The following is a 278-nucleotide window of genomic DNA, read 5'->3' as shown; positions in this document are numbered from 1 at the left end:
CGGGGACCCGGTGCAGCCACAGCGAGCGCTGCCGGTCGTTGCGCACGGGCGTGGAAGCGGCGAATTCCGCGATGAGGATTTTCTCCAGTTCCGCCACGCACTCGGCGCTGCTGATCATCATCGACAGTTCGAAGTTGAGCCGGAAACTGCGGTGGTCGAAATTGGCGCTGCCGGCGATGCAGACGTCGTGGTCGGCGATGAACGCCTTGGTGTGCAGCATGCGCGGCCCGTACTCGTAGATCTTCACCCCGGCCTGCAGCAGCTCGTCGAAGTAGGAG

1 protein-coding gene is annotated in these 278 nt (G+C 64.0%); it reads right to left on the bottom strand.

The genetic code is table 11. The features are described from left to right. On the bottom strand, positions 1-278 hold a 278-nt coding region (locus tag ACPYOM_RS22385; protein ID WP_481347646.1), incomplete at both ends, for a phospholipase D-like domain-containing protein.

This window comes from Monashia sp. HAY1-2A, from assembly GCF_056755315.1.
The sequence above is the reverse complement of the archived record's forward strand: the minus strand, read 5'-3'. Positions and strand labels throughout refer to the sequence as shown.